The following is a 23,769-nucleotide window of genomic DNA, read 5'->3' on the forward strand; positions in this document are numbered from 1 at the left end:
CAATCTCACCTTGTGCATACGCGGAGGGACTGACAGTTGGGTGGCGGTGTGTGCAAGCTTGGGGAAGCTCTCCTCGGCCTCCCGTTCTTAGCGCTATGCGATAGCCGGGTTCGACGGGTAGCACCGAGGTCTGTGTGAGGTCCCGTGTCGTCACGACGGGTCCGTCCAGGACACGGTCGAGCAGTTCCCGTCGGCGCGGTTCCAGGTGATGGTTCCGGCGGGTTCGGTGTCGCGCAGGCCCCGCTCGAGGCCGCTGTCGCCGCAGTCGATCTCGAAGCCCCACGAGCCGTTCAGGCACAGCCAGTCGGCCCGGGCGAACTGGGGCGGGGGTACTCGGGGCGCTGCGGCGCGGAGGGTCCGCTTCCGGGTGGTGCCGGAGTCTGCATGGGGCTCCCCTCGGTGAAGGCGGGCGCGGTCACTGTGTGATCCACGTCATGCCGGGGGCCATGTGAGCATATTTTTACATCGATGTAAACCCCCCGGTCATGGAAGGGCGGAGGCCGAAGGGGAGGCCCGCGGCTCCACGGCGAGCGACCGGGATGTTGCCGGACAGGTCCCTACTAGGATGGCGCCGAACGGAGGTGTCTGTGGGGAACAGGCCGCGAATCAAGGATGTCGCGCAACGTGCGGGGGTCTCGCAGAAGACGGTGTCCAACGTCATCAACGACCACCCCAACATCAGCCCCAGGACACGCGCCGCCGTGGAGGAGGCCATCGCCGCCCTGGGCTACCGGGTCAACCTCGCCGGGCGCCACCTGCGCCGGGGCGAGTCTGGGGTGATCGCGCTGATCGTGCCCGAACTCGATCTCGGGTACTTCGCCGAACTCTCCGACCTGATCATCAGGGAGGCCAAACGCCACTCGCGGACCGTGCTCGTGCACCAGACCGAGGCCCGCCGCGAACGCGAGATGGCCGCCCTCGACGGGTTCGGCACCGACTTCGTCGACGGGGTCCTGTTCAACCCGCTGGCCATGGACGACGACGACCTCGACGCCCACCGCACCCGGCTCCCGGTCGTGCTCCTGGGCGAGACGCCCCAGGCGGGGCGCCACCACCATGTCACGATCGACAACGTCAGGGCCGCGCGCGAGGCCACCGACCACCTGCTCGACTCCGGAAGGACACGGATCGCGGTGATCGGCGGACGCCCGCCGGGGCCGACCGGGACCGCCGAGCTACGCGCCCAGGGTTACCGAGAGGCCCTCGAGGCCCGGGGGTTGGAATACGACCCCGCGCTGGTGCGGCCGGCCCGGCACTTCCACTGGCAGGACGGCGCCGACCTGGCCGCCGAGCTGGTGAACGGCCCACGTCCGCCCGACGCGCTGCTGTGCCTGAACGATCCGCTGGCGCTGGGGGCGGTCCGCGCCCTGTACGACGCCGGGGTGGGTGTGCCCGGGGACGTGGCCGTCGTGGGCTTCGACGACATTGCCCTGGGCCGCTACTCCGTGCCGAGCCTGACCACCGTTTCGCCGGACAAGCCGGGCCTGGCGCGCGCGGCGGTGGAGCTGTTGATCGCGGAGATCGAGGCCCGCCGTTCCGGTCAGGGGGCGACGGAGGAGGCCGCCGCCGAACCCCAGGCGCCCGTCGTCAAGGAGATCGTCATCGGCCACACCCTCCTGGTCCGCGAGAGCAGCGGGCCGAAGGGCTGAGCTGCCCGCGGTCATGCCCAGCGCCCCGGCTCGGTGAAACCGCAGGTTATGGAGACTGCTCCCCGCGCACGCGGGGATGGGGTCGATGCACGAAGTTCAGTCGGTTGGGCTTGACGAGCGCAGAGGTGTGGCGATGGGCTCCCGGCGTGCACGAAACGGCCTAGGCGGGGGCTTCCGTGAGAACGGCGAAGACGACGACGTTGTCCGTGTAGTGGCCGGTGGCGGTGTCGAAGTCGCCGCCGCAGGTGATGAGACGAAGCTCCGGGCGGTCGGTGTCGCCGTAGACCTCCTCTGTCGGGAAGTCGCCCTTGGCGTAGCGCTGCACCGCGTAGACGGTGAAGTCCACGACGACGCCGTCGGCGCGCTCGACGGAGACGGTGTCCCGGTCCCGCAGTTCGCGCAGGCGGTGGAAGACGGCCGGGCCGGTCGCGGAGTCCAGGTGGCCCGCCAGGACGGCCGGTCCGGTCTGCCCGGGGGCCTCTCCCAGTGAGTACCACCCGACGGCCTCCCACTCGCGGGGCGCTTCGAGGCGACGGTCGTGGTCCAGTCCGAGTTCGACCATGTGCGAGGTGTGCAGGTCGATGTCCGGGATGGTCAGGGCCACAGGAGCTGATCTGCCCAGTGCGACGGGTTCGCCGTCGGCGGCCGGGGCGGTCGGCTCGGTCGGGGGCGCCGAGATGGGTGCACTGCCGTCGAGGGACGGCGAGGACGGGACGTAGGCCTGCCCCAGGCCCAGAGTCAGGAGCGCGGCGCCGGTTCCTGCGCACACGGCCGTGACCGCCGCGGCGATGGAGCTGCCGCGGCGGCGGGTGCGCGTGTGACGGCCCATCAGCCGTCGCGCCTCGGCTTGCGGGTCAGGACGAGTCCGCTCGCGGCCACCGCCACGAGGACGCCGCCGGTGCTCACCAGCCAGACGTTCGAACCGTCGGCGGTCCCACCGGCACCGGTGTCCACACCGCCGACCGGGGTCTCGTCGTCCCCGTTCTGCTCCTCCTCGGTCGCGCTGTCAGCGTCGTCCGAGGCGTCATCGCCATCGTCGGTGGTGTCCTCGTCCGAGGTGTCATCCTCTGCGCTGTCGTCGGACTCGAAGTCGACACCCTCCTCGCAGCCGACGCCGTCGCCGTCGGCGTCGAAGTTGTGCGGGTCGCCTTCGCTGACGTCGATGTTGCGCTCGGAGATGTCCGGGCAGTCCAGGTCCGGCGGCGGATCGGAGAACGGGCCCTCGGAGAGGGCCGGACCGGAGCCGTCGCCCTCCTCGCAGCCGACGCCGTCACCGTCGCCGTCCAGGTTGTGCGGGTCGCCTTCGCTGACGTCGATGTTGCGCTCGGAGATGTCCGAGCAGTCCAGGTCCGGCGGCGGCGGGGCCAGGTCCTCGGCGAGGACCTGTGCGGCGCCGGCCAGAGCGAGTGCGGTGCCGAACGCCAGAGTCGCGGCAGCGGTCGTCGCGGTACGCGTCATGTCCATGTGTCCCCCTTGTGCGTTCGTGCCGGGGCTCGATGCCGAGTGCTCGATGCACACAGGTCTCCGGCTCCGTCACGAAATAGGGCATCAATCACAAACCGGGCGAGAAGCCTTCTGCCCGTGTCGTCAGAAGCCCAAACGTTGTCGACATTGGTCCGAAATTCGCGGCCAATACCTCACTCGTTCGGCAGAATCAAGGCCTATGGCTGATTTTGTCCCTGGTCATGCGGACTTGGGTGAGATGGCGGCAACGTGGATCGGGCACTTCGAGGACGCGCGAAAAGCTCAGGAGTTCTTGTGTGGGAGGGATTTCGTGTCCGTGGTCTGCCGGTGTATTGCGCGTTGCTATTGGTGATGGCTATGCGCGGTCCTGGGCGTGGCTATCCGTCAATATTGCCGGCGGTTTCATGCGTGGTCCGGCAGCGAAAGCAGAAGGAGGGCGGCTGCGGGTCTGCTGAATCGTCCGAGCAGGCCGCACGATTTCCGCGCGGTCCAGGCCGTGAGGGAGGGGGAGTCCGCTCTGAGCCGTCGGCTGAGCGGCTTCACCGGCAGCGGTGTCGGTGGGATGTGGTTGTCTCGACGTATGGGTGTTGAGATCGAGCGGTTTCTGCGGTTGGTGAAGGCACTGCCGGACTGTGAGCACAGGGACTCGGAGCACTACACGACGTTCCGCGTGCAAGGCAAGCCGTTCGGTTACCTGTGGCCGCGGACCGCGACGGTGGGGCTGAAGCAGACGCTGTTGGAGCAGGCCGCGCTGGTGGCCGAGCGGCCCGAGGTGTTCGAGGTGCAGTTCACGGCCGGCGGGTTCGGCTGGGTGGTCGTCCACCTGGACGCGATCGACCTGGACGAGCTCAGCGAGCTCACGCTGGAGGCCTGGTCTCTGACGGCGCCCGAGGAGCTGCTGGCCACCTCGCCGACCCCGCAGTCCCTCGTCTCGGCCTGACCTCGGCACGCTCCGGCGGACGCGGCTCAGGACCACCGCCTGAGCTGGTCCAGGCCGTGGACGGCGTCGCCGTAGAGGAGTTCGAGGAGATTCTCGTCGCGCTGCTCGGCCGCGCCCGCGGCCATGATCGTCCGCACGGCCGGATAGCCGCGCAGGCCGACATCGGTCGGCCGTCCGGCGGAGATGATCGTGTAGATCTCGCGGACCGGGTAGGTGTGGACCGCCTCGACCTGCTCGGCGAAGCCGTTGCGGAGCACGTCGGAGAGCAGGTCGTCGAACACGTCCTCGGTGCGCGCGGACAGCTCGATCCAGCCGAGGTAGGTCTCGTCGCCCGGCCATTGGTCCGGCACCCCTGGCGACGCCATCACCGACTGCGCGTACGGGAGAAGCGGTTCGACGCGTAGGCGCAGCACGTCCGGGTGTGCGCTCCACGGGCGCGCGATGTGCTCGGTCAGGAAGCGGTGGAAGTCCTCGGCCGAGGCGGCCCCGGCGCGTGGAACGAAGCAGAGCACGAAGGTCGGGGCCGGCGGAGGACCCTGCACGACGGGGTCGTCGATGCCGTCGACCAGCGTCCGGCCGCCGGAGGCCAGCTGGGATCCGATACGGCCGATGAAGTGGTGCGCGTCGTTCGGGATGGTCTCCTGTGCCAACGGATGGCCGCTGAACGCGGCCAGGTCGGCTTCGGAGCGGAAGAGGCCGTGCGGCAGGCCCTGGGGCTGGGCGGCGCGCGACACGTCGAAGGACATGCCGCTGGCCGCCGGCCAGAGGTCGGGGCGATTGGGGGAGAGGCGCAACTGCCGGGCCTGCCACAGGCCGGGTGCGCGGGCGAACATGATCCCGTGCACGTCGCGCCAGTAGTCCTCGCAGACGTGTCGCGGAAGGTCGGCACGCCACCAGCAGAAGGCCGTCAGGGCGATGTCCGCGGCGTTTTCGAGGTCGGCCGTGCCCACACGTCCGGTTCCGGCGTCGGCCATCGGTTGGTTCTCGGCGCTCATGGTGCACCCCTACCCAGCCCTCCGGTCAGGCGCCCGGGGCTGTCGGTCGCACCTCCTCGTCAGTGGATCGGACCAGGGCGTGGCCGTAGGCGGTCGCCAGCGGAGCCAGGTCGGGGGTGCCGAAGCGCGCACGCATCTCCTTGAAGCGGACGACCTTGTCCTCACCGAAGCGGGCGACGGACGCCGCGAAGGAGTCGGCGGTGCGGAACACCGGCGGGTTGCGCTTGCTGTGGAACTTGTCGGCGTACATCACCAGTTCCTCTTCGACGGATTCGGCCAGGTAGTCCCGCTCCGGGACTGGTAGTCCCTGCTCGCGGACGTCCACGCGCGTCAGGCCCACACCGGTGTGGTGGGAGCAGAACCGGCACAGGGTCTCGGACAGCCCCTCTCCGGTCAGGGTCTCGTGGCCGAGCACGCCGTGGCTCACGTAGCGCGCGTGGTCGAGTCGGCCGGAGGCGCCGTACAGGCGGTAGACCCCGATGTCGTGCAGCAGGCACCCGGCGCGCACCAGGGCGCGGTTCAGGGTGAGCTCGGAGCGGTCGATCAGGTGCTCGGCGATCGCGCACACGATCTCGCAGTGCGTGTACACGAGCGCGAAGGCCTCGGGCGTGGGGGCGTACTTCTCGTGCAGGGCATGGATCTCGTCGTCGGTGGGGATGTCCATGCCCCCTGACGGTAGCGGGCCGGGAGCCGGGGAGGGGCCGGACGTGATGGGTCGGCGCGGGGGCAGGGCCGCCCGGGGCCCGGCGCGCGCCGTGGTCCGACGCCCTTCCGCGACGGGGTCGGCGAACCCCCGCTGAACCTCGTGGGCGTGATCATCGGAGCTCGTCGAAGGAGGAGAGGTCGATCTCGGGGGCGCTGGTGTACTCCACCCCGCGTTCGGGCGGGAGGGGTTCGCCCGAGGCGGCGTCGGTGCAGTGCGCGTCGAACATCTCCGCCTCGTCCAGGGGATACAGGGTGCGTTCTCCGACCCGCCAGCCCCGGACGAGCTTGACGGGGACGGCGGTTCCGTCGGGCAGCGTGTGGGAGACGCGGTCGGTGAAGGTCCGCAGCACCAGCGCGGAGGGAGAAGACCTGGTGACGGCGGCGCAGAGGCGTTCCACCACCTCCGGGTGTTCGATATCGAAGCCCTCCCCACGGACGTCGACAGCGGTGGACATCGCGTGGCCGGTGTTCAGGGTGAGGACGTGGTGGTCGCCGGGCAGATCGCGCAGGAGGGCGGAGAGCAGGGTACGGGCGTCGGTGGTCAACATGACTTCAGTATGTGCTGGTAGGGGTGGGCGATTTCGGTTGTCCACAGGGCCGGTTCGGTCGGATCGGGACCTGTTGCGCCGTGGTGTGAGGGGCAGCGCGCGGAACAGGATGGCCCTATGAGTATCCGAAAACTTTCGGAAACGTTGCTCGGTAGCCGGGATATGCACGTTGGCCTTCTGTGGCTCGAATGGAGGATGCGGTCCACAAAATCGTATTGATCAGGCGAGATGTGCTTATTGGGTGCCGAGATTTATCGAAACTTTTCCGAAACTATTGACACTCCGCGGAAGGGCGGCCAATACTCGTCACTGACGGCGACCGGATCGAACCGCCGCGTGGCGCGGCGTCATCCCGGCCGTCGGCAGCATCGCCGGGCCGTCCCGCCATGGCCCGGTCCCTCCCATCCCCCCAGGAGGAAGCATGTCCACCTACGACACCCCCGTGCGGCCACGGAGCCGCAGCCACCCGGGAACCTCCCGGTTCGGCGGCGCCAGGCGGCTGATCGGCCGGGCCTGCGCCGTCGCCTCGGCGCTGGTCCTGACCGTGACCCTGCAGCCGGGCGTCGCCAACGCGGCTGTCACCTCGAACGAGACCGGTCACCACGACGGCTACTTCTACTCCTTCTGGACCGACGCCCCCGGGACGGTCTCGATGGAGCTGGGATCCGGCGGCAACTACAGCACCCAGTGGAGCAACACCGGCAACTTCGTCGCCGGCAAGGGCTGGAGCACCGGCGGACGCAGGAGCGTCGACTACTCCGGCAGCTTCAACCCGTCCGGGAACGCGTACCTGACGCTCTACGGGTGGACCCGGAGTCCGCTCGTGGAGTACTACATCGTCGACGACTGGGGCACCTACCGGCCCACCGGCGACTACCAGGGCACCGTGAACACCGACGGCGGAACGTACGACATCTACCGGACGATGCGCTACAACGCCCCCTCCATCGACGGGACGCAGACGTTCCCGCAGTACTGGAGCGTCCGCCAGTCGCCGCGCACGAGTGGGACCATCACCACGGGCAACCACTTCGACGCGTGGGCGAGCCACGGGATGAACCTGGGCAGCCACGACTACATGATCATGGCGACCGAGGGCTACCAGAGCAGCGGGAACTCCAACATCACGCTGGGCTCCTCCGGCGGCGGGGGCGACCCGGGCGACCCCGGTGACCCGGGCAACGACGGCTGCACCGCTTCGCTGTCCGCGGGGCAGCAGTGGGACGACCGCTACAACCTCAACGTGTCGGTGTCCGGGGCCGATGACTGGACCGTGACGATGAACGTGCCCTCCCCGGCACAGATCAGCGCCACGTGGAACGTCGACGCCAGCTGGCCCAGCTCGCAGGTGCTGACCGCCAGCTCCAACGGCAACGGCAACAACTGGGGCGTGACCATCGACCACAACGGCAACTGGACGTGGCCGACGGTCTCCTGCAGCGCCAACTGACTCACGGACACCCGTCGGGAGACGGTGAACGCGCGGCCGCGCCGGATGGCTCCCATCCGGCGCGGCCACGCTCTCTTCGGCGGTGCGGGCGAGTGTGCTCGGACCCGGAGCCTGCGGCGAGCTCGCGGAACGCATGGACGTCACCGAGCGCACCGTCCGCCGGGACGTCACCAGCCTGCGCGACCTCGGCTCTGACGTGGCGTCCGATCCCGGACCGTGGGGCGGTTACCGGCTCGGGGAGGTGGCGGCCGGGGCCCACCGCTGGACCTGGCCACCGCGTGCCGACGACCGTCGGTACCCATCGCGCGGACGGACCGGACGCCACGGTCGTGGAGATCGGCGGCCCCGACGTGGACGGGCAGCCCCAGGTGGACGGGCAGCCCCGGTGGCCGGCCCTACGGGTGCCGCCACTCTCCGTGCGTGCGGGCTCGGACGCGGAGCGTCCCCGTCGTGCGGTAGGAAGGGAGGCGCATCCGCCCCTTTTCCACCACACGGACACGGAGCAGCACATGGACCCGCAGACCCCCGGCCCCCTGGATCAGGGCGAACTCATCCAGGAGCTCGGGCAGGCCCTGGTGTCGGCGACTCCCGAGGGCTGGCAGCAGCTCACCTACCTGGCCAGGGTGATCGGCGCCCTCAACGACGACATGCTGGCCGTCCAGGGCGCGGACGGCCAGGTCGGCCAGGTGCCGGTGCCCGACGGGGCCCGCGACGCGGCCGAAGCGCTCAAGCAGCGCTGCTACCAGGAGGGCAAGGGCACCTGGCTGTCGATGATCGTCTCGGTCCACCACACCGGGAAGGTCGACGTCGAGTACAACTACGACACCGAGCCCGACCTGACCCGTGAGCCGAGCCCGCTCGCCTACGCGCAGGAGCTGGAGCGCTACCCGCGCGCGGACGAGGTGCTCCCGGACTGGATCCGGGCCAAGCTCGACCAGGCGCGCACCTTCGACACCGGCGCGATGACCACGGCCATCGGTGCCGCCCTGGTCGCCGCCTGCTCCCGCGAGGGCCTCCTCGCCGAGCACCGCCCGCCGACCGGTCTGCGCGTGGCCCTGCCCGACGGCACGGTCCTGCTGGACACCGACATGCGGACGACGTTCGACCAGGCGCTCATCATGCCCGAGGACCAGTGGGAGGGCCTGGCCGCCCACTTCGCCGGGTACGTCGCGCAGGCCGCCCGGGAGCGCGATGCCGGACCGGCCGCCTCCTCCGGCTCGGCCCCGCCCGCCCCGAGCGGGCGGACCGTCCCGGTGGACCCGTCGGACGGCGTCGCCACCGCCCTGGTGGCGGCCTTCCGCGACCTGGGCACGGAGATCGCCTTCCAGGACCCGTCCACCATGCTCGTGCCGATGCCGAACGGCGGCACCGCCTCCGCCGACATCGGCAGCTTCCGCACCGCCATGGGCGACGAGGCCCCGGAGAAGGTCGCCGAGCACGCGGCCGCCTTCGCGCGCAACGTCGTCGACCAGCTGGACCGGGCGACGAGGCAGGGCACCGAGTCCTCCGGGGAGCTCAGGGTCCGCCTCTACCCGGTCTCGGCCTTCCCCGAAGGTGTGCTGGAGCAGCTCGTCAGCCGGGAGATCGCTCCCGGCCTGTGGCAGACCGTCGTGGTCGACAGTCCCGAGAGCCTGCAGCCGCTGTCCCGCAAGGCGCACGAGAGCTCGGGCCGGTCGGACGCCGAGGTCTTCGCCGCGGCCGTGGCCGCGTCCCTCGCCGACCCCGTCGAGGTGAGCGAGCACGACATCAACGGCACGCGCCTCGTGCACATCGGCGGACAGCATCCGTACGTGGCGGCGAACGTGCACGACCTGGGCCGGCACCTCGGGGAGGCGCCGCACGGCGCCCTGGTGGTGCTGCCCGTGCCGGAGGTGCTCATCGCCCACCCGCTGGGCCAGGCGCACCCCGTCGCGGCCATGGAGAACCTGCGCGAGGTCGCGCAGCGGTTCGCGGCCGACGCCGATAAGCCCATCAGCACCCAGCTCTACTGGTGGCACCCCTCCTCGCGCGGGCGGGAACAGAGCGCGCCCGCGGACCTGCGCCCCGTCGGGGTGGAGATCGACCACGAGAAGGGGTCGGTCACGCTGCACACCTCGGACGAGGAGTTCGGACCGCTGCTGAGCTCGCTGATGGGGCAGTAGCCGTAGCCGGACACCGGATGTCCGTGCGCCGAACGGGCCCCGGCCGTGCCTTCGGGAGGCGGCCGGGGCCCGTGCGTGTTCCCGGGCGTACCGGTACCACAGCGCCCGGAAAACAGCGAAGGCAAGGAGTCCAGAACCTCCTTGCCACTCTCAATCTAAAGCGCGCCCCGGGGCTTGCGGCAAGATCCCTGTCGTCCCGCAGAATGAGCGCTCGAACAGCGGAGATTCCGGCGAGCGGGGGGTTCATGCCTGAGGTGATCGTGGTGGGCGGCGGTCCGACCGGACTGATGCTGGCGGCCGAACTGCGGCTGCACGACGTGCACGTGGTCGTACTGGAGCGGTTGGCCGAGCCGACCCGGCAGTCCCGCGGCCAGGGCCTGCACGTACGCAGCGTGGAGATCATGGACCAGCGGGGGCTGCTGGACCGGTTCCGCGCGGTCGGCGAGGAGTTCCAGGTCGGCGGCTTGTTCGGGGGCATCACCAAGCCGTGGCCGGACCTGCTGGACACGGCGCACCCGTACGGCCTCGCGGTTCCGCAGCCGGTGACCGAGCGGCTGCTCAACGAGCACGCCGTCGAGGCCGGTGTGGAGATCCGGCGTGGCCAGGACGTGGTGGGGATCGGGCAGGACGAGGGCGGGGTGACCGTCGACCTGGCCGACGGCACACGGCTGCGTGCGCGCTACGTGGTGGGGTGCGACGGTGCCCGCAGCACCGTGCGCAAGCAGGTCGGTATCGGCTTCCCGGGGGAGCCCGCCCGGGTCGAGACACTGCTGGGCGAGATGAGGCTGACCGCCGAGCAGGAGGAGATCGACGCGGTCACCGCCGAGGTCGGCAGGACCCAGCTGCGGTTCGGCGCCGCACCCCTCGGTGACGGGGTGTACCGCGTCGTCGTTCCCTCGGAGGGGGTGTCCGAGGAGCGTACGGCCGAGCCGACCCTGGCCGACTTCCAGCAGCGGTTGCGGGCACTCGGGGGGACCGACTTCGGCGCGCACTCGCCGCGCTGGCTGTCCCGGTTCGGTGACGCCACACGGCAGGCCGAGCGCTACCGGGTCGGCAGGGTTCTACTGGCCGGTGACGCGGCGCACGTCCATCCGCCGACCGGAGGGCAGGGGCTCAACCTCGGTGTGCAGGACGCGTTCAACCTGGGGTGGAAGCTGGCCGCCGCGGTCCGCGGCTGGGCACCGGAGCGGCTGCTGGACAGCTACCACGACGAACGGCACCCGGTGGGGGCGCGCGTGCTGGACAACACGCGCGCGCAGATGACGCTGCTGGGCGACGAACCGGGCGCGGTCGCGCTGCGGGGGCTGTTCCGGGAGCTGATGGACGTCGAGGAGGTGAACCGGTACGTGACCGGGATGGTCACCGCGGTCGACGTCCGCTACGACTTCGGTGAGGGGCACGAACTGCTCGGCCGGCGGCTGCGGGACGTACGGGTCGGGCGGGAACGCCTGTACGGGCTGATGCACGGCGGTCGCGGACTGTTGCTCGACCGGACCGGCCGGCTGTCGGTGGCGGGCTGGGCGGACCGGGTCGACCACGTCGTCGACACGGGTCGCACGAGCGGTGTGAGCGACGGCGGAGAGTCCATGGGTTCGGGCGGTGAGGGCGGCAGTGGCGACACGCTCGGTGCCGGTGCGGCCGGTGCGGCCGGTGCGCTCGGTGCGGGCGAAGAATCGGACGTGCCCGCGGTGCTCCTGCGGCCGGACGGCCACGTGGCGTGGGTCGGTGCGGACCAGCGGGACCTGAGGGGCCCGCTGGCCAGGTGGTTCGGCGCCGCCACCCACTGAGGGGGCCCGGCCGCGCTCTTCGCGGGGGTGCGCGGCCGGGCCCGTGCACGGGCCCGGGGCCGACCCTCCGGCCGGCCCCGCGTGGTGGCGCCGGGGATCAGTGTCCGGGGATGGAGTGGTACCGCTCGGGGTCGGTGTCGTCCAGGGTCCCGTCGGCGAGGCCTTCGACCACCGCCTCCAGTCCGCGCTCGACCGTCGTGATGAGCCGGCCGCGCTGGCGGGCACCCCAGCTCTGCGTCTGGCCGCGCACCTCGAAGAGCATGGTGCCGCTGCCGTTCAGCGCGAAGGAGCCCAGCGCCGTGCCGGGCAGGTCGAGGTTCTGCTGGTAGAGCGTGATGTTGTCGAAGCCCGAGTTGCCGTAGGAGTTGAGCTCGTCGTACACCGCGAGGTTGACCTGGCGGGAGAGGTCGAAGTCGTACCGGTTGGCGTACTCGGCGTACTTCTCGCCTTCGGGGGTGTTCGGGTCCGGGACGAAGTCGGCGGAGATGGACAGGTTCACCCAGTCCCCGTTCTGGTCGTCCTGGTAGCAGGGGCCCTGGTGGTGCAGGTCGATGTAGACGTCCACCTCGCCCCGCTCCTCGGTGAGGTCCACGTAGAGGTCGCGGACCGCCTGGGACTCGGGGTGCAGGAACCAGCCGGGCTGGTCGGAGCGCCCGGGGAGGTCGTCGGGGTCGGGCGTGTAGGACAGGTCCGGGTTGAAGTCGCGGTTGACGTCGAAACCGGGGCGCGCTCCGTAGTCGTCGCCCTGGATCGGCCGGTCGTAGTAGTTCCAGGCGGGCTCGGCCCCCTCCAACTGGGGGAAGTCGGCCACGACGTCGTCCCATGTGCGGTCGTTGCCGCGCCGGTCCAGTTCGCCGGCGTCGGGGTTCATCTTGGGCACCGCCACCACGGTGACCTGGTCGCGCAGTCGACGGGCCTGCGGGGTGTTGGCGCTCATGGTGTCCAGGAGCTTGAGCAGCGCCTCGGTGCCGGTCTTCTCGTTGCCGTGGATCTCACTGGTGACCAGCAGGGTCTGCGGGCCGGTACCCACGCGCGCCGACCAGATGTCGCGCCCCTGGTGGGAGCCGCCGATCGACTCGACCTCCAGCACGTCGCCGCGCCGGCGTTCGAGGGCGTGCAGTTCGCGGTCCAGCTCGGCGTGGTCGGTCCACGACGGGCCGCCGGTGTCTCCGGTGTTGGTGCCGCAGTTCGCCTCGCCCGGCTGCGCGGAGGCGGGGGAGGCGAGCGCGATCATCGAGGTTCCGAGCACGGTGCCGACGAGCAGGGCGGCGAGGGGCGCGCGGTGGCGTGGGCGGTCGCAGTGACCGGGGCGGCTGGGGTGGTCGGGGGTCAAGAGTCCTCCTGGGGGACAGGGGCGAACCTTGCCTCCTCAGGTGTAAACCATGTTTACCCTGATGGTCAAGGCTTGTATCTGTCCCCGGCCTGCCTTCGGCTCGCCTCCGGCCCGCACCCGACCAGCCGGTCCACGGTGGCGCGTCCCTCAGCGGCCCGTCCCGTGCAGGAGCTTCTTCTGCACCTTGCCCATGGCGTTGCGCGGCAGAGCGTCGACCACCCGGACCTCGCGCGGGCGCTTGTGCACCGACAGCCGCGCGGCCACGAACTCGATCACCGCGGCCGGGTCGATGCCGTCGCCGACCAGGTAGGCGACGATGCGCTGACCCAGGTCGTCGTCGGCCTCGCCCACCACGGCCGCCTCGCGTACGGCGGGGTGGCCGAGCAGCACCGACTCGACCTCGCCCGCGCCGATCCGGTAGCCGCCGGACTTGATCATGTCGACCGACATGCGCCCCACCACCCGGTGCCGGCCCTGCTCGTCGAGGACCACCGCGTCGCCCGTGCGGAACCAGCCGTCGTCCGTCCAGGCCGCCGCCGTGGCCTCCGGCAGGTGGAGGTACCCGTCGAAGAGGGTCGCTCCGCGCACCTGGAGCTCGCCGATGCTCTCGCCGTCGGACGGCACCGGCTCCCCGTGCTCACCGCGCAGCCGTGTCTCGACGCCGGTCAGCGCGGTGCCCACCCAGCCGGTGCGGCGCGGTGCGTCGGCGCGTGCGGCGAGGGTGATCAGCGACTCCGTCATGCCGTACCGCTCGACCGGGATGTGCCCGGTCGCCGCCCGCAGGCCCTCGGCCACCGGGTCGGGGAGCGACGCACTGCCCGAGACCAGCAGGCGCGCGCCGGCCAGGTCACGGGCGGCGGCACCGTCGCGGACGATCCGCGACCACACGGTCGGCACACCGAAGAACAGTCCCGACCGGCGCCGTCCACGGCCCGCGCCGGGGGAGGCGGCCCCGGTGGGGCCGCCGAGGCCGCCGGAACCGCCGGAACGACCGAGGCCGTTGGAACCGCCGGAGAGCCCGGAACCGCCGGAACGGTCGAGGCCGTCGATCGCGCGTGCCGCGGCGGCGTAGGCGCCCGGGGTGGGCCGGACCGTGTGCAGCAGCGGGCTGCCCACACGCAGCGCGCCGAGCAGGCCCAGGACCAGGCCGTGCACGTGGAACAGCGGCAGGCCGTGCACCAGGACGTCGTCCGCCGTCCAGGACCACGCGTCGGCGAGCGCGTCCAGGTCGGCTGCCACGGCCCGCCGGGACAGGACGACGCCCTTGGGAGGTCCCGTTGTGCCGGAGGTGTACATGATCAGCGCGGTGGCCTCGGGCGGGGGCTCGGGGAGCGAGTAGCCGGAGCGCTCGGACGGGTCGACGGGGAGTACGGGCACGTCGACGCCCTCCTGGGGTCGCCCCAGCCACAGGGCGGCACCCGAGTCGCGCACGATGTGGCGGCGCTCGGCGAATCCGGAGTCGGCCGGGACCGGCACCACGGGCACGCCGGCCAGCAGGCCGCCGACGACCGCGACGACCGTGCGCAGCGAGGCCTCGCCGTGCACGGCGACGGCTCCGGCTCCGGCGATCCGCTCCGCCACGGCGGCGGCCGCCGCCCAGAGGGCCTCACGGTCGAGTCCCTCGTCGCCGACCCGCACCGCGAGTCCGTGGTCCGCAGCGGCACCCAGCAGCATGCTTCTGTTCCCGTCCCTCGTCCGCGCCCGGTCGCGAGCCAGTACACCACACGGTGCCGGAGGGGACGGGGGAGAGGGAGGTCGCGAGGAGGGGAGGTCGAAGGGTGGATACCGACTGGACGGTATGAAATCCTGGTGCTCGGAGGCGCCGGCGCGCATCGCGAACCCCGCGTGCCCGGCGGCCCCCGACCTGCCGATCCCGACACAAGGAGCCACCGATGGCCGTCGACCCCTCAGGAAGCGCTCTCAAGGACCTGCTCGCCGACGGGCGGGAAGGGCCCGTCGTCATGCTCAACCTCCTACGCTTCGCCCCCGGTGGACGCGCGTCCTATGAGGAGTACTCGCGCAAGGCGGGCCGCTTCCTGAAGAAGTACGGGGCGGAACTGCTCTACGCCGGTGACGGGCTGGCGCCCCTGGTCGCCGAGGACGGTCAGGACTGGGACGCGGTCCTGGTCGTGCGCTATCCGAGCCGCGAGGTGTTCGGCCGCATGATCGCCGACCCGGAGTACCAGAAGATCACCCACCTGCGCACCAACGCCCTGTCGGAGGCCGTGCTCCAGCCCACCACGCCCTGGGGTTCGCGCCGCGACTCCTGACCGTCCGCGGATTCCTTCGCCGCGCGTTCCCGCCGGTGCCGGACACGGCCGTCAGCGGCCCTGGCCCACCGGCGGGCCGCGGGTTAGGCTCCCGCCCAAGGGAAGGGAGCGGGGGATGCCCAAGAAGAAGCCGCGCCGCCGCCCGGATCGGGGCAAGGGCGCGAACGACATCCACCGTGGTCCCACGCGCGACCCGGGGAGCACGGGCGCGGTGGGCTGCTACATCATCCTCGTCGCGATGGTCGGGATCGGCCTGCTCATCCTGCTGTTCGAACTGCTCGGCTAGACCGGGCCCCATGTGCGCCTCCTCTCATGGCCGGGTCCTTCGGTGTGCCCACATCTTCCTATAGTGTGGCAGGAAGTACCTAAAGGCTTTAGGGAGAATCCCTAGGGAACTAGGCGAAGGGGGTGGGGGCATGGCACGGGCCGGACTGAGCGGCGAACGCCTGACTCGGGCGGGGGCGGAGCTCGCCGATGAGGCCGGGTTCGACCAGGTGACCGTCTCGGCGCTGGCCAGGCGCTTCGACGTCAAGGTCGCGAGCCTGTACTCGCACGTGAGGAACTCCCACGACCTCAGGACCAGGATCGCCCTGCTCGCACTGGAGGAACTCGCGGACCGCGCCGCCGACGCCGTCGCCGGCCGTTCCGGCAAGGACGCCCTCGTCGCGCTGGCCAACGCCTACCGCGACTACGCCCGTGAGCATCCCGGCCGCTACGCCGCGGCGCAGTTCAGACTCGACCCGGAGACGGCGCCGGCGAGCGCGGGGCCCAGGCACACCCGGATGACGCGGTCGATCCTGCGCGGCTACGACCTCCCGGAAGCGGAGCACACGCACGCCGTCCGACTGCTGGGCAGCGTCTTCTACGGCTACGTGAGCCTGGAGGCGGGGGGCGGGTTCAGCCACAGCGCCCCAGAGTCGCAGGAGAGCTGGTCACGGGCCATGGACGCCCTCGACACCCTGCTCCGCAACTGGCCCACGCCCTGAGCGCAGCCCCGGCGAAGCCACCAACGTGCACCGCGCGCACCATGCGCACCACAGGTCCGGGCCACGTGCCACGCGCACACCTCGTGGACCATGCGGGTCGCGCACGCCTCGCCCGCCATGCGCACCACGCGCTTCGCGCACACCACGAGCCTCGTGTGCACCGCGCACACCGCGCGGGGCGCAGACCGCACACGACACCCACAGGCAGAGAACGATGAGCACAGAACAGCACTGGATCACCACACCCGTCACCGACCTGCTGCGGGGCGCCCTCGACCTGGAACACACCGAACACGGCGTGCTCCCGCACCGGCTGCCCGCCTGGGCCCGCCACCAGAGCGGCGACGCGCAGGTGGCGATGGCCGAGTCCCAGCCGTCGGGCGTGCGGTTGGCCTTCCGCACCCGGGCCACCGCCGTCGAACTGGACACGCTGCCGACCAAGCGCGTCCACGTGGGAGCCCCGCCCCGCCCGGACGGCGTCTACGACCTGGTCGTCGACGGGCACCTGGCCGATCAGGTCAACGTGGCGGGCGGCAACACCCTGGTCGTCCACCTGGCCACCGGAGCCGCGGAGCTGCGGCCCGGCCCCGTCGGCGTCGCCCGCTTCGCGCGCCTGCCCGAGGGCGTCAAGGACGTCGAGGTCTGGCTGCCGCACAACGAGACCACGGAGCTGGTCGCCCTGCGCACCGACGCACCCGTCGAACCGGTCCCCGACCGGGGCCGCAGGGTGTGGCTGCACCACGGCAGTTCGATCAGCCACGGGTCCAACGCCGCGAGCCCCACCACCACCTGTCCCGCGCTGGCCGCCTTCCGGGCCGGGGTGGAACTGGTCAACCTGGGCCTGAGCGGCAGCGCCCTGCTCGACCCGTTCACCGCCCGGACGATGCGTGACACCCCCGCGGACCTGATCAGCGTCAAGATCGGCATCAACATCGTCAACGCCGACCTGATGCGGCTGCGCGCCTTCGCCCCGGCGGTGCACGGCTTCCTCGACACCATCAGGGAAGGTCATCCCGACACGCCGCTCCTGGTCGTCTCGGCGCTGCTGTGCCCCATCCACGAGGACACCCCGGGGCCGGGCGCCTTCGACACCGAGGCACTGAGCAGCGGAAAGCTGCGGTTCAGGGCCACGGGCGACCCCGCGGACCGGGCGGCCGGGAGGCTGACCCTCACGGTGATCCGGGACGAACTCGACCGCATCGTGAAGCAGCGGGCCGAACAGGACGCGCACCTGCACTACCTCGACGGCCGCGACCTGTACGGAGAGGCCGACCACGCCGAGCTGCCGCTGCCCGACCGGCTCCACCCGGACGCGGCCGCGCACCGGCTCATCGGTGAGCGCTTCGCGGAGCGGGCCTTTCGTGCCGGCGGGCCGTTCGCCACCGACGCCTGAGCGGCAGGGCGGGGCTCACCGCCCGGTCGCCGTCGCCGTCGCCGCTGCCATCGGCCATGGCGCCGGGTGTGCCCGCCCGCCTCCTGCCGTCAGCGGTCGCGGGTGTCCTCCGTGCTCCCAGCGTCATTCCGCCGGAAAGGGAACGCGGTACCCATTGATGTGTCGCTTCCCGGCTCGCGGACAAAGACACGGGTGCGGATCGGCCGGCACGATAGTTCAAGGTCGGTCCATCCGGTGTGAAGGCGCGGACGGCCCGGTGTGCGGACATGATGCCACCACCACGGAAATGGCCGCCGACCGTTGAGTCGACACCGCGGCCACGAATTCCTCACCCGGCGTCCCGCTCCGTGCCCACGGCCCGCGACCTGCGGCCGCGTGCTCCGGGCAGGGCCACGTGCCCCTGCGTGACGAGGTGGAACCGCTCTAGCCCCGGGCACTGCACCTGGACCACCGTCGTGCCGTGCGCCAACACCTGGAGCCGGTGGGCCGCCACCCGGTGTCCCGCGGCCGTGATCCGCTCCACCACGGCCGCGTGCTGGTCGGGCACCGGCGTTCCCAGTGGAACGGTCTCCCGCGGCAGCGGACCCCGGGGCGCCTCCGGGAGGCGGTCGGAGAAGTCCAGCATCGCGCAGGCCAGCAGCCGCGGGTGGTCGCGGAGCCGGGCACGCACGTGCGCGTCGATGTCGTGGTCGGCGATGAGACCCGCGTACGGCTCGGACCGGTCGCCGGAGGCCACCTGTTCGGACACCATGCGGGAGAGCAGTTCGTCCTGCACGAACTCGGTGATCGCGCGTTCGGCGGCCAGGCCGCCCCACAGCGACGCGCCCAGTCCGTAGCGGTGCTTCACGGCCGCCGCGCCGGAACCAGTACGCGCACCCGCGCCCTCGCCCGCTTCGACGCCGAAAGGCCGGTGGCCGTAGGCCATCACGGTGGGCACGCCGAGGTCGGTGGTCAGGTCCAGGAGGGTGACCGGCCCGCCGACCAGGTCCTCCGCGCGGTCCAGGTGGGACCGCAGCGTCGGCGGCAGGTCGGTACGGTTGACCTGCGGAGGCATGGGGCCGCGGTCGTAGACCGATCGCAGCAGGAACAGGGCGAAGGCGTCGCGCTCCACCCACTCGTTGAGGGCGTGCAGCAGGGCCTCGTCCCCGGTGGCGCCGATGGCGCAGCCGGAGTTGACGCTGTAGGCCAGCGCCGACCGGTAGTCCGCCGTGTCGCCCAGGCCGCGCCGCACCGCGGTGGCCTTGGAGGTCGGCGGCGGGTACCAGGGCGCCCACAGGTACACCGGAACGTCGAAGCCAGGTCCGCCGTCGAGCGCCTCGTAGCGCACACACGCCACCCGCGCCCCGTCCTGCCGAGCGAGGTCGCGCACCGCCCGGTCGGCGGCGAAGGGGCCCTCGCCCAGCGCGGTGGCCTCGACGAGCCGGACCGGGAGCGACTCCAGGGCGGTGGGGCCGGTGAACGCGTGTTCCACCGCCTCGAAACGCGCTCCCACGTGGGCCGGAGCGCCCGGACCCTTGCCGGCGCCGAGGCCGTAGGGGATCTCCGCCCCGCCGGCGTCCCACAGCGCGCACTGGACGGCGGTGGGGTCGGTGTCGTCGAGCGAGCGGTGTCGCCACACCCAGCCCTGGGCGGCGATGTCGGCCCGGATCTGCCGGTCTGCCTCGGCCAGGGTCAGTTCGCGTTCGAACGTCCCCGACCACCGTGCGTCCCCCGGGCCGGGGAGCCGGGTCGTGGCTGCCGGCTCCCCGTCCGGGAGGACCCATGCGGGTCGCACCATGGTTACTCCGCGGTCTCCTCGTCGAGTTCCTCGACCGCCGGGGTCACGTCGTCGGTCGGGTCGATCGGAGAGGACATCATGAGAGACGCGCAAGCCATATTCGACTCCTTAACAGTCAGGATGAAAGCGGCGGAGTGGCCTCCGTGCTGGGGCATTCCTATCTCAAGCACACCGTTCCTGTCACGGCGCACAAGGGAGAAAGAAAGCGGCAAATCAATGGCGCCCATCATGTTTGAACACGAATAGTGGCGCCTGTCTGCGAAGATGCGGGAACGGCGGCCGAGTGGCACACTCACGCCATGGCGAACGCGAGAACCGAACTGGTGGGCCGTGTCGACGAACTGTCCGACGCGGTGTGGGTGCTGGCCGCGCTCGCCTCGGCGGTCGGCGACGCCCGTCTGTCGGACGAGCACGGGGCGCTGCTGGCGGCGTGCGGGTGGGCCGAGCGCGACGGCGGGGCCTGGCGGCTGCGCTCCGACCACGCGGCCGAGCTCGGAGCCCGGCGGGACCCGGCGGCCTTCCCGCGCCGGATCGCGGAGCAGCTGCGCCTGGCCGCGGACACCGCCGACGGCAGCACGGCCCCCGACCGGATCGACGACGCCGCCTTCCTCGCCGACGGCCGGTCGTCCGGCGCGCACATGCGGGTCTTCCTCGACGCCCTGGCCGAGCAGGTCCCCGGCTTCGCCGAGCTGCTGGACCGCGGATCCCTGCGCCTGCTCGACGTGGGAACGGGGATCGGCGCGATCGCCGCCGCGGTCGTCGAGCGCGCCCCCGGGTCCAGCGCGGTCGGGTTGGACGTGGACGCGCGTGCGCTGCGCCTGGCGGAGGGGTACCTGACCGAGCGCGGACTGCGCGACCGGATCGAGACGCGCCTGCTCGACGTCGCCGATCTGTCCGAGACCGGTCGCTACGACCTGGCGTGGCTCCCACTGTCCGTCCTGTCCCCCCACGTGACCGAGGCGGCGCTGCCCCGGATCCGGGCGGCGCTGCGCCCCGGAGGCCGGGTGATCGCCGCGACCGCCCTGCCCGCCGACCCCGATGAGAGCGGGGAGGGCGGGCCGGACGGCGGAGCGGACGTGCACGCGGCGGTCGTGCGCTGGCGGATGGCCAGGTCCGGCGTCACCCCGTGGGGGCCGGAGACGGTGCGGCGCCGTCTGCAGGCCTGCGGGTTCGCGGACGTGCGTTCGGTGGGCGCGCCGAGCGGGACCGTCACGGTCCTGACCGCCCGCGTCCCGGAGCCGTCCACCCCGTAGGCGCCCACGCCATGGACACCCGTCACGGCCGGCCGACGGCGGCGCGCACCCGCTCGGCACCCCGGTGCGCGCCCGCCCGCCGGCTCCGCGTCAGCCCGGTTCCACCGAGGACCAGGTCACCGGCCGCCGGGCGACGACCACGGCGTAGCCGCTCTCCGGCAGCTCACCGAACCGCAGGGCGTAGCGGGCGATCTTCTCGGTGCGCTCGCGCGGAAGTCCGACCGAACTCTCCAGGTCCTCCGCGGCCTCGTCGAAGCCCTCCTTCACCCGGGCCATCGTGGAGAAGATGTTCTCACCGATGTCGGTGAGCCGCACGAGCTCCAGCCCGGCGTCGACGACCATGCCGGGAACCGAGGCGAGCGGCGGATAGGTGGCGTTCACGGTGTCGTAGTAGTCGGTGAGGAACTCGCGCACGGGCGCGGACACCGGCCGCCGTTCGACGCAGATGGTGAACACGACGCGACCGCCCGGGCGCAGGACCCGGCGGATCTCGCCGAGGGCGCGGACGCGGTCGGGCACGTGCGGAAGGGACTCCACGGCCCAGGCCGCGTCGAAGGAGGCGTCCGGGAACGGCAGGTCCATCACGTCCGCCTGCTCCGCCGTGACCTGGTCGGAGAGCCCTTCCTCACGGGCGTGGTCCGTGGTCTGCTTCACATGGCCGGGGCTGATGTCCACGCCCAGCAGGTCGACTCGCCGGGTGCGGGCCAACCGCAGCGCGGGGCGGCCGGTCCCGCACCCGGCGTCCAGGATCCGCTGCCCGGGGCGGGCGTCGAGTTCCTCCGCCAGAAGGTCGGTCAGCCGGTCGGTCGCCTCGCGCATGGACCCACTGCCCCGGTCCCCGTCGGGCCAGTATCCGACGTGCAGGTTGCCACCGAGGATCACTTCGGAAACGGCTGTCAGCTGCTCGTACTGTTTGATGATGGTCTCGATTTCCGGGGACTGCCTATTCGCTTCCAAGAATTGTCCTCGATGAAGGGTATGAGAGAATTCGGGCCACCAGTATTTCGGCGATGAAGTCCTCCGCTCGTCCCGGCGGTCCGACGGTTGTCAGCCTAACAAGATAAAACCGTTCACAGCGGTTCTGGCCCGTTCCGGCCAGGCTTTCCCGAGTGACCGCGCGCCGGTGGTCGAACCGGAGCTGCCGCCGGATCGCGGTCGCGCTCGCGCGCGTGTGCGTGTGCGTGCACGTCGTTTCGGGTTCTGCGCGGGCGGCTTCAGATTCTCGCAGTTCAGCGAGGTGTGACAGCGGGTGATTGGACTCTGGGAAGTAGTTCGAGGATCAACTAAATGGAGGCTCGGTCGCGCTCCGGAGTCGAAAACCCCGCGTGCCGAACCTTCGCTGGCCGGATCCGGCCACGCCCGCCAAAGCGGCTCGGACGTGGGGTGACGCTTCGCGCGACACGCGTGCTGACGTGCGCTCTCTGTGTGACTACGACACGTAGTGGAAATTCCTCCGACGCACTGAGCTGCGGTTCAGGGAAACTTCCATCGACCTTTGATGATCCTGGCACCTGACCTGCCTTTTCTTCGGGGGTTTGCAGGTCGCGGCGTGGTGTTGACACCGGATCCGGTCTATCTAATATGTACCTGTGCTTGGCTCCGGTGACGGTCGGAGCCGCAATGGGGAGAATTTCTTGCGGAGATCTGTTCAGCGGGTAGCCCTGCTTGTTGTGAGGATGGAACGGAGGGTCGGCCGCGGCCGTGGCGTGTGCTCATCGCCCCTCTGACAGTCATTTCAGAAACTGTTCGGTGGCGGTTCGCTGCTGCTCTTGACACTGCCTTCGACACCCTCCTTCGGCGTGCCCGAAAACCGTGTCGAGGATTCGTTGCCCGGCTGACGAGGTGGACTCATGCGTGAACTCAAGGACTCGTCCGACATCGCCCACGACCCCGACCTGCTCCGGACCCGGATACGCCGGGACGGCTACGTGTTCTTCCGGGGCCTGCTCGACCCCGAGCCGATCCGCGCCCTCGCGTCCCGCGTCCTGCGCGAACTCCAGGCCGAGGGCTGGCTGGAGCCCGGGCCGGCACCGGAGCAGGCCCGCCTCCGGCCGCCCGCCCGCGACTTCAAGAACCAGAACTTCTACGGCGGATACACGGCGCTGCAGAGCCAGGAGTACTTCCACGCCCTGCCGCACTCGCCCGAACTGACCAGCGTCATGGCCGGGCTGATCGGCCCGGACGTCTTCATCCACCCGCGCAAGGTCGGACGGCTGGTCTGGCCGACCGGGATGGGCACCACACCGGGCATCTACACCCACCAGGACTTCGTGGTCGAGGGCGTCCCTGACATGTTCACCTCCTGGGTGCCGTTCGTCGACTGCTCCCGTGACCTGGGCGGACTGTCGATCCTGACCGGCTCGCAGAACGAGGGCGTCGTCGCACGGCTGCACCAGGTGGACCCTGACGACGAGCGGTGGGCCACCACCGACTACCGGGTCGGCGACGTCCTCGTCTTCCACTGCCTGACCGCGCACGCCGCGCTGCCCAACCGGACCGACGGCCTGCGCCTGTCCGGCGACTACCGGTGGCAGTCGACCGGCCAGGCGCTGCCCTCCGACGCACTGCTGCCCCACCTGCACGGATCCGTGCCCGGATGGGACGAGCTCACGCGGGGCTGGGACTCCACCGCGTGGGTCGATCCGCCGACGGGCGTGGACGTGGTCGACCGCCTGGGCGGCGAGATGCCCGCCATCGACGGCTCCCCCTTCGTCTCCGTCCCCGTCCAGACCGACCACGACCGCGAGCACGTGGTCCTGGCCGGGATGTTCAACAACATGCGCGACGGCTTCCGGCCGGAACACGCGACCAGGGACAGCGCGGTCATCGAGTACCGGATCACCTCGCCCACCGGAGCCCACCACTGGCAGGTGGCGGTCAACGGCGGGAACTGCCGGATCGACGCCGGCGGCGAGGACAAGCCGGACGTCGCCATCACCACCGGGTTCCGCGACTACCTGGAGATCGTCGGAGGCCGGCTCGATCCGGCGCGGGCCCTGACGGACGGACGGCTCGCGATCGAGGGCGACCTGGAGATCGCACTCGAACAGACGCAGTGGTTCCGGGACAGATGACGAA

At 71.3% G+C, this 23,769-nt stretch carries 20 protein-coding genes and 1 pseudogene; 12 read left to right on the forward strand and 9 right to left on the reverse strand.

The annotated features are described in order from the left end of the window. Window positions 1-539 precede the first annotated feature (539 nt). On the forward strand, window positions 540-1,649 hold the full coding sequence (locus HNR10_RS28065; RefSeq protein ID WP_179828721.1) for a LacI family DNA-binding transcriptional regulator: 1,110 nt from the start codon (window positions 540-542) through the stop codon (window positions 1,647-1,649). A 160-nt stretch (window positions 1,650-1,809) separates the two neighbouring features. On the opposite strand, the gene HNR10_RS28070 is transcribed toward HNR10_RS28065, so the two are convergent. Then, window positions 1,810-2,478, reverse strand: a complete 669-nt coding sequence (locus tag HNR10_RS28070) for a class F sortase (RefSeq protein WP_179828723.1) — start codon at window positions 2,476-2,478, stop codon at window positions 1,810-1,812. Continuing rightward, complete coding sequence (locus tag HNR10_RS28075) at window positions 2,478-3,113, reverse strand: hypothetical protein (protein WP_179828725.1); 636 nt, start codon at window positions 3,111-3,113, stop codon at window positions 2,478-2,480. The genes HNR10_RS28070 and HNR10_RS28075 overlap by 1 nt, the downstream gene beginning before the upstream one ends. Before the next feature lie 580 nt (window positions 3,114-3,693). On the opposite strand from HNR10_RS28075, the gene HNR10_RS28080 reads away from it, so the two are divergent. Beyond that, window positions 3,694-4,053 (forward strand): MmcQ/YjbR family DNA-binding protein, encoded by a 360-nt coding sequence (locus HNR10_RS28080; RefSeq protein WP_179828727.1) that lies wholly within the window; start codon window positions 3,694-3,696, stop codon window positions 4,051-4,053. A 26-nt stretch (window positions 4,054-4,079) separates the two neighbouring features. Here the strand turns inward: HNR10_RS28080 and HNR10_RS28085 are convergent, their stop codons facing one another. The 3 genes from HNR10_RS28085 to HNR10_RS28095 all read right to left on the reverse strand — a co-directional run bounded on the left by HNR10_RS28085 (window position 4,080) and on the right by HNR10_RS28095 (window position 6,301). Continuing rightward, a complete protein-coding gene (locus tag HNR10_RS28085; protein ID WP_218898094.1) occupies window positions 4,080-5,048 on the reverse strand; it encodes an ethyl tert-butyl ether degradation protein EthD in 969 nt (322 codons plus the stop codon). Window positions 5,049-5,073: 25 nt separating this feature from the next. Then, a complete protein-coding gene (locus HNR10_RS28090) occupies window positions 5,074-5,712 on the reverse strand; it encodes an HD domain-containing protein (RefSeq protein WP_179828729.1) in 639 nt (212 codons plus the stop codon). A 151-nt stretch (window positions 5,713-5,863) separates the two neighbouring features. Next, the gene (locus HNR10_RS28095; RefSeq protein WP_179828731.1) at window positions 5,864-6,301 is read right to left on the reverse strand and encodes a hypothetical protein; all 438 of its coding nucleotides are present in this window, start codon (window positions 6,299-6,301) and stop codon (window positions 5,864-5,866) included. A 421-nt stretch (window positions 6,302-6,722) separates the two neighbouring features. On the opposite strand from HNR10_RS28095, the gene HNR10_RS28100 reads away from it, so the two are divergent. The 4 genes and pseudogenes from HNR10_RS28100 to HNR10_RS28115 all read left to right on the forward strand — a co-directional run bounded on the left by HNR10_RS28100 (window position 6,723) and on the right by HNR10_RS28115 (window position 11,679). Then, a complete protein-coding gene (locus HNR10_RS28100; RefSeq protein ID WP_179828733.1) occupies window positions 6,723-7,751 on the forward strand; it encodes a glycoside hydrolase family 11 protein in 1,029 nt (342 codons plus the stop codon). Window positions 7,752-7,884: 133 nt separating this feature from the next. Next, a pseudogene (locus HNR10_RS32225) lies at window positions 7,885-7,932 on the forward strand (hypothetical protein); the annotation flags it as partial. Between the two features lie 328 nt (window positions 7,933-8,260). Then, complete coding sequence (locus HNR10_RS28110; RefSeq protein ID WP_179828735.1) at window positions 8,261-9,892, forward strand: hypothetical protein; 1,632 nt, start codon at window positions 8,261-8,263, stop codon at window positions 9,890-9,892. A gap of 245 nt (window positions 9,893-10,137) precedes the next feature. Continuing rightward, window positions 10,138-11,679, forward strand: coding sequence for an FAD-dependent monooxygenase (locus tag HNR10_RS28115; RefSeq protein WP_179828737.1), 1,542 nt, complete (start codon window positions 10,138-10,140; stop codon window positions 11,677-11,679). A 97-nt stretch (window positions 11,680-11,776) separates the two neighbouring features. Here the strand turns inward: HNR10_RS28115 and HNR10_RS28120 are convergent, their stop codons facing one another. Together HNR10_RS28120 and HNR10_RS28125 are read right to left on the reverse strand one after the other, a co-directional pair. Next, on the reverse strand, window positions 11,777-13,012 hold the full coding sequence (locus tag HNR10_RS28120) for a M14 family zinc carboxypeptidase (protein WP_246406442.1): 1,236 nt from the start codon (window positions 13,010-13,012) through the stop codon (window positions 11,777-11,779). Window positions 13,013-13,159: 147 nt separating this feature from the next. Beyond that, complete coding sequence (locus HNR10_RS28125; RefSeq protein ID WP_179828739.1) at window positions 13,160-14,686, reverse strand: AMP-binding protein; 1,527 nt, start codon at window positions 14,684-14,686, stop codon at window positions 13,160-13,162. A gap of 218 nt (window positions 14,687-14,904) precedes the next feature. Here HNR10_RS28125 and HNR10_RS28130 point away from each other — a divergent pair, with 218 nt between their 5' ends. The 4 genes from HNR10_RS28130 to HNR10_RS28145 all read left to right on the forward strand — a co-directional run bounded on the left by HNR10_RS28130 (window position 14,905) and on the right by HNR10_RS28145 (window position 17,661). Beyond that, window positions 14,905-15,282: a DUF1330 domain-containing protein gene (locus HNR10_RS28130; protein ID WP_179828741.1), complete on the forward strand. Its 378-nt coding sequence runs from the start codon at window positions 14,905-14,907 to the stop codon at window positions 15,280-15,282. 115 nt (window positions 15,283-15,397) lie between these two features. Then, the gene (locus tag HNR10_RS28135) at window positions 15,398-15,568 is read left to right on the forward strand and encodes a hypothetical protein (RefSeq protein ID WP_179828743.1); all 171 of its coding nucleotides are present in this window, start codon (window positions 15,398-15,400) and stop codon (window positions 15,566-15,568) included. 130 nt (window positions 15,569-15,698) lie between these two features. Further along, entirely contained in the window at window positions 15,699-16,268 is a 570-nt protein-coding gene (locus HNR10_RS28140) for a TetR/AcrR family transcriptional regulator (RefSeq protein WP_179828745.1), read from the forward strand. 214 nt (window positions 16,269-16,482) lie between these two features. Beyond that, window positions 16,483-17,661 (forward strand): GDSL-type esterase/lipase family protein, encoded by a 1,179-nt coding sequence (locus HNR10_RS28145; protein WP_179828746.1) that lies wholly within the window; start codon window positions 16,483-16,485, stop codon window positions 17,659-17,661. A 328-nt stretch (window positions 17,662-17,989) separates the two neighbouring features. Here HNR10_RS28145 and HNR10_RS28150 read toward each other — a convergent pair whose 3' ends face one another. Next, complete coding sequence (locus tag HNR10_RS28150; RefSeq protein WP_179828747.1) at window positions 17,990-19,438, reverse strand: YcaO-like family protein; 1,449 nt, start codon at window positions 19,436-19,438, stop codon at window positions 17,990-17,992. A gap of 299 nt (window positions 19,439-19,737) precedes the next feature. Between HNR10_RS28150 and HNR10_RS28155 the strand changes: the two genes are divergently transcribed. Further along, complete coding sequence (locus HNR10_RS28155; RefSeq protein ID WP_179828748.1) at window positions 19,738-20,691, forward strand: SAM-dependent methyltransferase; 954 nt, start codon at window positions 19,738-19,740, stop codon at window positions 20,689-20,691. A 90-nt stretch (window positions 20,692-20,781) separates the two neighbouring features. On the opposite strand, the gene HNR10_RS28160 is transcribed toward HNR10_RS28155, so the two are convergent. Continuing rightward, window positions 20,782-21,648, reverse strand: a complete 867-nt coding sequence (locus HNR10_RS28160; RefSeq protein ID WP_179828749.1) for an SAM-dependent methyltransferase — start codon at window positions 21,646-21,648, stop codon at window positions 20,782-20,784. Window positions 21,649-22,541: 893 nt separating this feature from the next. On the opposite strand from HNR10_RS28160, the gene HNR10_RS28165 reads away from it, so the two are divergent. After that, window positions 22,542-23,765, forward strand: coding sequence for a phytanoyl-CoA dioxygenase family protein (locus HNR10_RS28165; RefSeq protein ID WP_179828750.1), 1,224 nt, complete (start codon window positions 22,542-22,544; stop codon window positions 23,763-23,765). Window positions 23,766-23,769 lie beyond the last annotated feature (4 nt).

The organism is Nocardiopsis aegyptia, from assembly GCF_013410755.1.
Classification (GTDB): domain Bacteria; phylum Actinomycetota; class Actinomycetes; order Streptosporangiales; family Streptosporangiaceae; genus Nocardiopsis; species Nocardiopsis aegyptia.

Excerpts from the sequence above, each read along its gene's own strand:
- HNR10_RS28070 (WP_179828723.1), bottom strand. The coding sequence starts at position 2,478 with ATGGGCCGTCACACGCGCACCCGCCGCCGCGGCAGCTCCATCGCCGCG.
- HNR10_RS28085 (WP_218898094.1), bottom strand. The coding sequence starts at position 5,048 with ATGAGCGCCGAGAACCAACCGATGGCCGACGCCGGAACCGGACGTGTG.
- HNR10_RS28140 (WP_179828745.1), top strand. The coding sequence starts at position 15,699 with ATGGCACGGGCCGGACTGAGCGGCGAACGCCTGACTCGGGCGGGGGCG.
- HNR10_RS28165 (WP_179828750.1), top strand. The coding sequence starts at position 22,542 with ATGCGTGAACTCAAGGACTCGTCCGACATCGCCCACGACCCCGACCTG.
- HNR10_RS28130 (WP_179828741.1), top strand. The coding sequence starts at position 14,905 with ATGGCCGTCGACCCCTCAGGAAGCGCTCTCAAGGACCTGCTCGCCGAC.
- HNR10_RS28155 (WP_179828748.1), top strand. The coding sequence starts at position 19,738 with ATGGCGAACGCGAGAACCGAACTGGTGGGCCGTGTCGACGAACTGTCC.
- HNR10_RS28125 (WP_179828739.1), bottom strand. The coding sequence starts at position 14,686 with ATGCTGCTGGGTGCCGCTGCGGACCACGGACTCGCGGTGCGGGTCGGC.
- HNR10_RS28095 (WP_179828731.1), bottom strand. The coding sequence starts at position 6,301 with ATGTTGACCACCGACGCCCGTACCCTGCTCTCCGCCCTCCTGCGCGAT.
- HNR10_RS28100 (WP_179828733.1), top strand. The coding sequence starts at position 6,723 with ATGTCCACCTACGACACCCCCGTGCGGCCACGGAGCCGCAGCCACCCG.
- HNR10_RS28135 (WP_179828743.1), top strand. The coding sequence starts at position 15,398 with ATGCCCAAGAAGAAGCCGCGCCGCCGCCCGGATCGGGGCAAGGGCGCG.
- HNR10_RS28075 (WP_179828725.1), bottom strand. The coding sequence starts at position 3,113 with ATGGACATGACGCGTACCGCGACGACCGCTGCCGCGACTCTGGCGTTC.
- HNR10_RS28090 (WP_179828729.1), bottom strand. The coding sequence starts at position 5,712 with ATGGACATCCCCACCGACGACGAGATCCATGCCCTGCACGAGAAGTAC.
- HNR10_RS28145 (WP_179828746.1), top strand. The coding sequence starts at position 16,483 with ATGAGCACAGAACAGCACTGGATCACCACACCCGTCACCGACCTGCTG.
- HNR10_RS28115 (WP_179828737.1), top strand. The coding sequence starts at position 10,138 with ATGCCTGAGGTGATCGTGGTGGGCGGCGGTCCGACCGGACTGATGCTG.
- HNR10_RS28065 (WP_179828721.1), top strand. The coding sequence starts at position 540 with ATGTTGCCGGACAGGTCCCTACTAGGATGGCGCCGAACGGAGGTGTCT.
- HNR10_RS28110 (WP_179828735.1), top strand. The coding sequence starts at position 8,261 with ATGGACCCGCAGACCCCCGGCCCCCTGGATCAGGGCGAACTCATCCAG.
- HNR10_RS28150 (WP_179828747.1), bottom strand. The coding sequence starts at position 19,438 with ATGGTGCGACCCGCATGGGTCCTCCCGGACGGGGAGCCGGCAGCCACG.
- HNR10_RS28080 (WP_179828727.1), top strand. The coding sequence starts at position 3,694 with ATGGGTGTTGAGATCGAGCGGTTTCTGCGGTTGGTGAAGGCACTGCCG.